The 8552-nt window shown below is 70.2% G+C and carries 6 protein-coding genes; all 6 read left to right on the top strand.

Going from position 1 to position 8552, the window contains the following annotated elements; genetic code table 11:
• Positions 1-17 precede the first annotated feature (17 nt).
• The gene (locus AC1DXV_RS02780) at positions 18-3983 is read left to right on the top strand and encodes a fibronectin type III domain-containing protein (RefSeq protein ID WP_477932370.1); all 3966 of its coding nucleotides are present in this window, start codon (positions 18-20) and stop codon (positions 3981-3983) included.
• 128 nt (positions 3984-4111) lie between these two features.
• The gene (locus AC1DXV_RS02785; protein ID WP_477932372.1) at positions 4112-4576 is read left to right on the top strand and encodes a glutaredoxin family protein; all 465 of its coding nucleotides are present in this window, start codon (positions 4112-4114) and stop codon (positions 4574-4576) included.
• Between the two features lie 96 nt (positions 4577-4672).
• Positions 4673-5119, top strand: coding sequence for a type II secretion system major pseudopilin GspG (gene gspG / locus AC1DXV_RS02790; RefSeq protein WP_477932374.1), 447 nt, complete (start codon positions 4673-4675; stop codon positions 5117-5119).
• Between the two features lie 41 nt (positions 5120-5160).
• The gene (locus AC1DXV_RS02795; RefSeq protein ID WP_477932376.1) at positions 5161-6402 is read left to right on the top strand and encodes a type II secretion system F family protein; all 1242 of its coding nucleotides are present in this window, start codon (positions 5161-5163) and stop codon (positions 6400-6402) included.
• Entirely contained in the window at positions 6399-8090 is a 1692-nt protein-coding gene (locus tag AC1DXV_RS02800) for a GspE/PulE family protein (protein ID WP_477872127.1), read from the top strand. The genes AC1DXV_RS02795 and AC1DXV_RS02800 overlap by 4 nt, the downstream gene beginning before the upstream one ends.
• Positions 8077-8552 (top strand): hypothetical protein (locus AC1DXV_RS02805; protein WP_477932377.1); only part of this gene is annotated, 476 nt, incomplete at its 3' end. The genes AC1DXV_RS02800 and AC1DXV_RS02805, both read left to right, overlap by 14 nt.

Genomic DNA, 8552 nt, shown 5'->3' on the forward strand with positions numbered 1-8552 from the left:
CCCGAGCACGAACGACGATGGCCCACACCTCCACCGCCCCCCTGCCGCATCGCCTTCTCGGCGCCTGGCTCGCGGCCGCCGCGTTGCTCCTGCCAGCCGCGGCCCTGGCCCAGGAAACCGTCTGCGCCCGCGTCAAGATCGAGATCAAGCAGGAGCTCACGCTCGAGCGCCAGGCCTTCGACGCCGAGATGAAGATCAACAACACCACCGACAGCGGCGTGATCGAGAACGTCTCGGTGGTGGTCAAGGTCACCGACGAAAACGGCACGCCGGTGGCCATCACCGACAACCCGAACGACACCTCGGCGAAGTTCTTCATCCGCCTGTCCAACAAGCAGAACATCAGCGACGTCGACGGCAGCGGCACCGTCAACCCCAAGACCACCAGCATCATCAACTGGCTGCTGATCCCGGCGCCCGGCTCGGCCGGCAACAGCCCGCTCGGCAAGAAATACCTCGTCGGCGCGACCCTCAAATACCGCTTCGGCGGCGAAGACACGGTGCTCGAGATCTCGCCCGACGTCATCACCGTCAAGCCGCTGCCGCTGCTCACGCTCGACTACTTCCTGCAGCAGGACGTGATCGGCGACGACCCRCTGACGCCCGAGATCGAGGCGGTCGAGCCGGCCACGCTGGGCGTGCGCGTCAAGAACAACGGCTATGCCGCCGCGAAGAACCTGAAGATCGATTCGGCGCAGCCGAAGATCGTCGAGAACAACCAGGGCCTGCTGATCAACTTCACGCTGACCGGCAGCTACGTCAACGACGCGCCGGCGCAGAACACGCTGCTGCTGAACTTCGGCGACATCGCCGCCGGCACCAGCAAGACCGGGCGCTGGCTGCTCGAGACCACACTGGCCGGCAAGTTCACCGAGTTCACCGCCAAGTTCAGCCATGCCGACGAGCTGGGTGGCTCGCTGACCTCGCTGCTGCAGGCCACCAACGCGCACCTGCTGATCCGCGACGTGCGCGTCGATCTGCCGGGGCGCGACCTGGTGCGCGATTTCCTGGCGCAGGACGGCGACGTCGTGCGCGTCTACGAATCCGACGGCCCCGACACGCTGGTCACCGACCGCAGCGCCGTCGCGCAGATGACGGCTGGCACCAACCCGGCAGGCAACGCGAGCTACCGCATCAGCTTCCCGGCCACCGCCGGCTTCGCCTACATGAAGCTGCCCGATCCGTTCAACGGAACCAAGGCGCTCGGCGTCGTGCAGCGCTCCGACGCGAAGCAGCTGCTGGCGGAGAACGCCTGGCTGTCGAAGACCCGCAACCTCGAAGCCAAGCGCTGGGAGTACTGGGTCAACGTCTTCGACGTCAACAGCACCGGCAGCTACGACACCGAGTTCAAGGCGCCGTTGCCGGGTGCCACGCCGCCGAACCTGCAGTTCATCCCCGACCACACGGTCACCGAAGAGCACCAGGTGTCCTTCCTGGTCGAGGCCAGCAGCGCTTCCGGCCTGCCGGTGACGATCGGCGCCGCGCCGCTGCCGGCCGGAGCCCGCCTGCTGCCGCAGGCCGCCGACCCGCAGGCACCGACCCTCGCGCGCGCGCTGTTCGACTGGACCCCGCCCAAGGGCTCGGCCGGCACCTACCTGATCACCTACACCGCGAACGACGGCACGCTGTCCGGCACGCGCTCGGCCCGCATCAAGGTCGAGTCGAGCACGCCACCGCCCGGCCCCGGCACGCCGACCATTGACACGCCGGCCTCGGGCGGCCAGGTGACGAGCCTGCGCCCGAGCCTGGCGGTGCAGACCTCCGGCAACCCGGCCGACCCGAGCACCCAGGTGCAGTTCGAGCTGTACCGCGACGAGGCGATGACGCAGCTGGTCGAGAGCGCGCTGGTGGCCAAGGCGCCGCCGCTGCCCGGCAACGGCGGCGGCAGCGTGCCGCAGCCCACCAGCTGGCAACCGGCCGCCGACCTGAACGACAACACCACCTACTGGTGGCGCGCGCGGGCCTACGACGGCACGCAGGTGTACAGCACCTGGGTCAACGGCCGCTTCTTCGTCAACCTGTTCAACGACGCGCCCGACAGCTTCAACCTGACCAGCCCGTCGCCGAATGCCGAGGTCTCGCTGCTGCAGCCGGTGTTGAGCTGGACAAACAGCGCCGACAAGGACGGCGATGCGATCACCTACGCGGTGGCGGTCTACCGCAACGCCGCGCTGACCGAGCTGGTGACGCAGGTGGCCGACCTGCCCGGCGATGCCAGTGGCACCAGCAGCTGGACGGTGGCACTGCCGCTGTCCAACCACGTCACCTACTACTGGCGCGTGACCGCCAAGGACGCGCTGGGTGCGCAGACGGCCAGCCTGGCGCGGCCCTTCCTGGTCAACACAGGCAACACCGCACCGTCGATCCCGCTGATCCAAGGGCCGGTGCCCGGCGGGCAGAGCGCCGTCTCGCCGACGCTGCTGAGCATCCAGAACAGCAGCGACGCCGAGAACGACCTGCTGACCTACGTGTTCGAGATCGACACCGTCAACACCTTCGATTCCGGTGACAAGCGCAGCTCGGGCCAGGTGATCCAGAGCGCCGGTGCGGCCACCAGCTGGCCGGCCGTCAACCTGGTCGAGAACAAGCGCTACTACTGGCGCGTGAAGGCGCAGGACGGCCGCGCCGAATCGGCCTGGGCCGGCGGCGACTTCCTGTTCAACGCCGTCAACGAGGCGCCGCCCGCGCCCACGGTGCGCAACCCCGGCAACGGCGCATGGACGCCGAGCCTGCAGCCCAGCCTGGAAGCCAACCCGGTGCTCGACCCGGAAGGCGATGCCGTCAGCTACCAGTTCGAGGTCTACCGCGACGCGGCGCTCGCCAACAGGGTGACCGAAGGCAGTTCGTCCAACACCGGCTGGATCGTGCCGCTGGCGCTGGCCGACAAGACCACGCACTGGTGGCGCGTGCGCGCGGTCGATCCGCAGAACACCGCCAGCGCCTGGTCCGCCGCCAGCGTGCTGTACGTCAGCAGCGGCCCGTACCAGGACCCGAGCATCCAGCTCACCGCACCGGCCACCGCGATCCAGCCGACCCTGGTCGACAACCGCAAGCTGGTGACATTGCGCTGGGAGGGCACCGACCCGAACATCGAGCCGACCATCGCGCTGTACTACGGCACCAGCAAGACCGGCTACGGCGGCACGCTGATCGTCGACGGGCTGCGCCAGGCGGCCGGCACGCAGTCGGGCACCTACACCTGGGACGTCACGGCGCTGCCCACCGGCACGTACTACGTGCATGCGGCGATCTACGACGCCAAGGGCATCGGCCGGGCCTACGCGGCCGGCTCGGTGGTGATCGCGCCGGCGACCCAGACCGGCGTCATCACGGTGACCGGCAACAACCTGTCGACCAACGAGACCGGCACCTCCAAGACCTTCACCGTCAAGCTCGGCAAGCAGCCGACGGCCGACGTGGTGATCCCGATGGCGTCGAACAACCCGCGCGAAGGCACGGTCAGCCCGCCGTCCTTCACCTTCACGGCGGCCAACTGGAGCACCGCGCAGACCGCCACCGTCACCGGGCGCGACGATTGCGTGCTCGATGCGGCGCAGACCTACCAGGTCGTGCTCGGCGCCGCGGTGTCGAACGACCCGAACTACATCGGCCTGGTCGGGCGGCCGGTGAACGTGACCAACGGCGACCGCGGCGACAACGCGAGCGGCACCAGCTCGCCGGACATCCACGTCTGCGGCTACTCGCTGGTCAGCATCCGCCAGCTGGCGGCGAAGAGCTTCGAGTACGTGATCAAGGTGGAGTTCTCCAACAGCGGCGCGCCGGTCACCGGCGTGCAGGCGACCTTGAGCGGCATGCCCAGCGGCTTCACGGCCCCGGACAACCAGGTGCTGATGGGTGCGATCGGCACCAACGAGACCACCAAGCCTGCCGACACCATCACCTTCCTGGCACCCAGGCTGCTGTTGAACCCGCCCAACAGCATCAAGTCATGGGCGGTCTGGAGCGTGACGATCCAGCGCTGATGGGCCGTGGCATCGTCAAGGGAATGCATCGAGACAACATGAGTCACCGATTGACGCAACGATTGACACACCGATTGGCGTGCACGGCTTCGGCCGCCATCCTTCTGCTTCCGGCCGTTTGCCATGCGGTGGACACCGGCAGCAGCGCATACCGCAGCGGCAAGGCAGCCGGTTACGTGGTCGGTGGCCTGCTGCTGTTCTTCCTCGCCCGCCGATTGCTGGGCGGCCTGGCCTGGGCGCGCTGGCTGATCGTGCCGGCCATCGCCATCGCACTGTTCCGCCTGCACCCGTTCGGCGGCGGTGCCGGCAGCGGCGACCTGGACGCCGACCAGATCCGCGCCCTTGCCGTCGGCGTGCGCGCCGACGAGGTCGTCATGTACTCGACCACCGAATGCGTCTATTGCGCCCAGGCCAAGGGCTGGCTGAGCCAGAACGGCTTCGCGTTCACCGAATGCAACATGAGCATCAGCCCGGCCTGCGTGCAGGATTTCACCCGCTTCGGCGGCACCGGCACGCCCTACCTGGTGGTGCGCGGCCACCACATGAAGGACGGCTTCGACTCCGACCAGTTCCTGGCCTTGCTGGGCCCATGACATCCCCCCGGAATGCGGAGAATCCAACACCGCTGCCGTGCGGAAAGCAGGCAGTTCGCCACTAGACTGCCGGCTGGTGAGGTTCGAGGTTCCAGAATGAGAAGAGCTRTCGGAAAGTGTGGGGGGCTGCGGCCGGTGTCGCAGCAGCACGGGTTCACGTTGCTGGAACTGCTGGTGGTGATCGTCATCATCGGCCTGCTCGCCGCCTACGTCGGGCCGCGCTATTTCGCGCAGCTGGGCAAGTCGGAGCGCGGCGCCGCCAAGGCGCAGATCGAGGGCCTGGGCCGCGCGCTCGACGCCTACCGGCTCGACACCGGCCACTACCCGACCACCGAGCAGGGGCTGAACGCGCTGGTCGTCAAGCCGAACGACGAGACGAAGTGGACCGGCCCCTACCTGCAGAAGGCCGTGCCGCCCGACCCCTGGGGCACGCCCTACGTCTATCGCTCGCCCGGCCAAGGGGGCGATTTCGACCTGCTGTCCAACGCCAAGGACGGCCAGCCCGGCGGGGATGGCGACGCGGCTGACATCTCCTACCGCTGACCTTGCCGCTGACCGTACCGCCGACCACCAGGTTCCCGTCCATGCAAGCCCCGGATCGTCCCAGCCCCGCGGGAGCGGTGGCGCCTGTCACGCGCCTGCGCCTGCGCGTGCAGGGCGCCGACGGCCGCGCGCAGACGCTGGAGTACGCCGACGTCTCCGAGCACGAGGCGGTGCGCCGCGTCGTCGCACGCGGCATGCGGGTGCTGGCGATCGAGACCGGGCTCGACACGGCGGCCGCGTCGGCCTCGGCCGCCGGGGCGCACTTCCCGCTGCTGCTGTTCAGCCAGGAACTGCTCGCGCTGCTGGACGCCGGGCTGAACCTGAACGAGGCGCTGGAGACGCTGCACGCCAAGGAACGCCAGCCGCCGGTGCGCGCGGTGCTGGCCGCGATGCTGCAGGGCCTGCGCGAAGGCAAGAACTTCTCCGACGTGCTGGCGCGCACGCCGCGCCACTTCCCCGAGGTCTACGTGGCCACGGTGCGCGCCGCCGAACGCACCGGCGACCTGCCGCGCGCGCTGTCGCGCTTCATCGCCTACCAGCTGCAGTTCGACACCATCCGCAAGAAACTCATCTCGGCCGCCATCTACCCGGTGATGCTGCTGGTGGTGGGCGGCTTCGTCACGCTGTTCCTGCTCGGCTACGTGGTGCCCAGGTTCAGCGCGGTGTACGAATCCTCCGGCCGGCCGCTGCCGTGGATGTCGGGCGTGCTGCTCGGCTTCGGCCAGGTCATCCACACGCACTGGCAGCTCGCGGCGGGCGCCTTCGTGGGGGCCGGCGCGCTGCTCGGCTGGGGCGTGAGCCGTGCGCGCGGCCGGGCCTGGCTGCTGGAGCAGGTGCTGCGGCTGCCGTGGTTCGCCGGCAAGGCCGAAGAGTTCCGCCTGGCGCGCTTCTACCGCGCGGTCGGGCTGCTGCTGGCGTCGGGCATCTCGCTGTCGCGTGCGATGGGCATGGTCGACGGCCTGCTCGGCGCGCGCCAGCAAGCGCGGCTGGCGCAGGCGCGGCTGGCGGTCGAACAGGGGCAGAGCCTGTCGGTGGCGCTGCTGGCGGCGAGCCTCGCGAGCCCGGTGGCCGAATCGCTGATCAAGGTCGGTGAACGGTCGGGCCAGCTGGCCGAGATGCTGGAGCGCACCGCGCGCTTCCAGGACGAGGACTTCGCGCGCTGGGTCGACTGGGCCTCGCGCCTGCTGGAGCCGATCCTGATGAGCGTGATCGGCATCGTGATCGGCACCGTCGTCGTGCTGATGTACATGCCGATCTTCGAACTGGCCGGGAGCCTGCAATGACCGGCCCGCAGCCGCCGCTGGTGCCCGAGGTCACACCCGCGCTGGTCGACGCCGCGCGCGCGCTGGCCGCGCGCGAGGAGCGCTCGCTGGTGCAGGCGCTGCAGCAGCTGGCCGGCTGGCCGCCCGAGCTGCTGATGGCGGCGCTGGGCGAGCGCTTCGGCTATCCGGTGCTCGGCATGCGCGAGCTGCATGCGATGCGCCCGCAGTTCGATCGCATCCCGTACGCCGACTGCCTGCAGCGCGGCGTGCTGCTGGCCACCGACGAAGCGCGGGTGCTGCACCTGGTGCTGAGCGACCCGTTCGACGGCGCCGCCGAGGACTGGGCGCTGCGCCGCCACGGCCTGAACGGCGCCGCGCCGCGCGTCGCGATCGCCCACCCCGACGACCTGCAGGCCTGCCTGGCGCAACAGGAGCGCCAGCTGCGTGCGATGGACGGCTTCCACGGCGGCGCCGGGGCGGCTGGCGACGAGGACGTGGCGGCGGTGATCACGCTGGCCAGCATCGGCGACGATGCGAGCCCGGTGGTCAAGCTCGTCAACTCGACGCTGTACGACGCGCTGAAGCTGCAGGCGAGCGACATCCACCTCGAATGCGATGCCGGCTGCCTGCACGTGCTGTGCCGCATCGACGGCGTGCTGGTGCCGCTGACCCAGGTGCAGGGCCAGGAGATGGCCGAGCAGGTGATCTCGCGCATCAAGGTGATGGCCGAGCTCGACATCGCCGAGCGCCGCATCCCGCAGGACGGGCGCTTCAAGGTGCGCGTCAACGACCGCGAGATCGACTTCCGCGTCTCGGTGATGCCCAACATCTTCGGCGAGGATGCGGTGCTGCGCCTGCTCGACCGCCAGTCGCTCACCGAGCAGGCCAAGTCGCTGCGGCTGGACAACCTGGGGCTCGATGCGCTGACGATGGCCGGCATCCGCCGCCTCGCGGCGCGGCCGCACGGCATGCTGCTGGTGACGGGGCCGACGGGGTCCGGCAAGACCACCACGCTGTACGCCGCGATCACCGAGATCCACACCGGCCGCGACAAGATCGTCACCATCGAGGACCCGGTGGAATACCGGCTGCCGCGCGTGCTGCAGATCCCGGTCAACGAGAAGAAGGGCCTGACCTTCGCGCGCGGGCTGCGCTCGATCCTGCGCCACGACCCGGACAAGATCATGGTCGGCGAGATCCGCGACGGCGAGACCGCGCAGATCGCGGTGCAGGCGGCGCTGACCGGCCACCTGGTCTTCACGACGGTGCATGCGAACAACGTGTTCGACGTGCTCGGGCGCTTCCTGCACATGGGCGTCGACGCCTACAGCTTCGCGGCGGCGCTGAACGGCATCGTCGCGCAGCGGCTGCTGCGCATCAACTGCCCGCATTGCGCGGTCGAGGTGCAGCCGGCACTGCACGAGATCGAGGCGGCCGGCCTGACGGCCGAGCAGGTGCAGGGCTGGACCTTCAAGGCCGGGCAGGGTTGCGGCCACTGCCGCGGCGCCGGCTACAAGGGCCGCAAGGCGGTCGCCGAGGTGCTGCTGCTGGACGACGGGCTGCGCGAGCTGATCGCCGGCAAGGCGCCCATCTCGGTGCTGAAGGAACGCGCCGCGCAGGCCGGRCTGCAGCCCTTGCAGCAGGCCGCGTGGCAGTGGGTCGCGCGCGGCGAGACCACGCTGGAGGAGGTGGCCCGTGTCGCCGGCTGAACGCACCCGCAGCAGCGCGACGCTGGTCGTCGCGATCGGCGCGTTGCGCGTCGAATGGGGCGTGGTGGCACGCGGCCGCTGGTTGCCCGACAGCGTGTCGGCGCTGTCGATCGCGCCGCTKGGCGCCGATGCGACGCTGGCGGGCGTGTGTGCCGCGCTGGAACGGGTGCAGGTCGAGACCGGCGCGGCGCGGCTGCGCGCCGTGGTCGCCGACAAGTGGCTGGCGGTCGCGTCGGTGCCGTGGAGCGCGGCGCTGCAGGACACCGGCCGGGCCGACGCGTTCGCACGCGGCCAGCTGCAGCAGGCCGGGCACGAGCTGCAGCCGGCCGACACCGTCCGGCTCGACGATGCGGCCTTCGCCCAGCCGCGGCTGGCCGTCGCCTATCCGGCGCCGCTGCTCGACGCGCTGCGTGCGCTGGCGGCGCGCAGCCGCGCCGGCCTCGCGTCGGTGCTGCCCACCAG

The sequence above is a fragment of the Rhizobacter sp. P3_C12 genome, assembly GCF_056402735.1.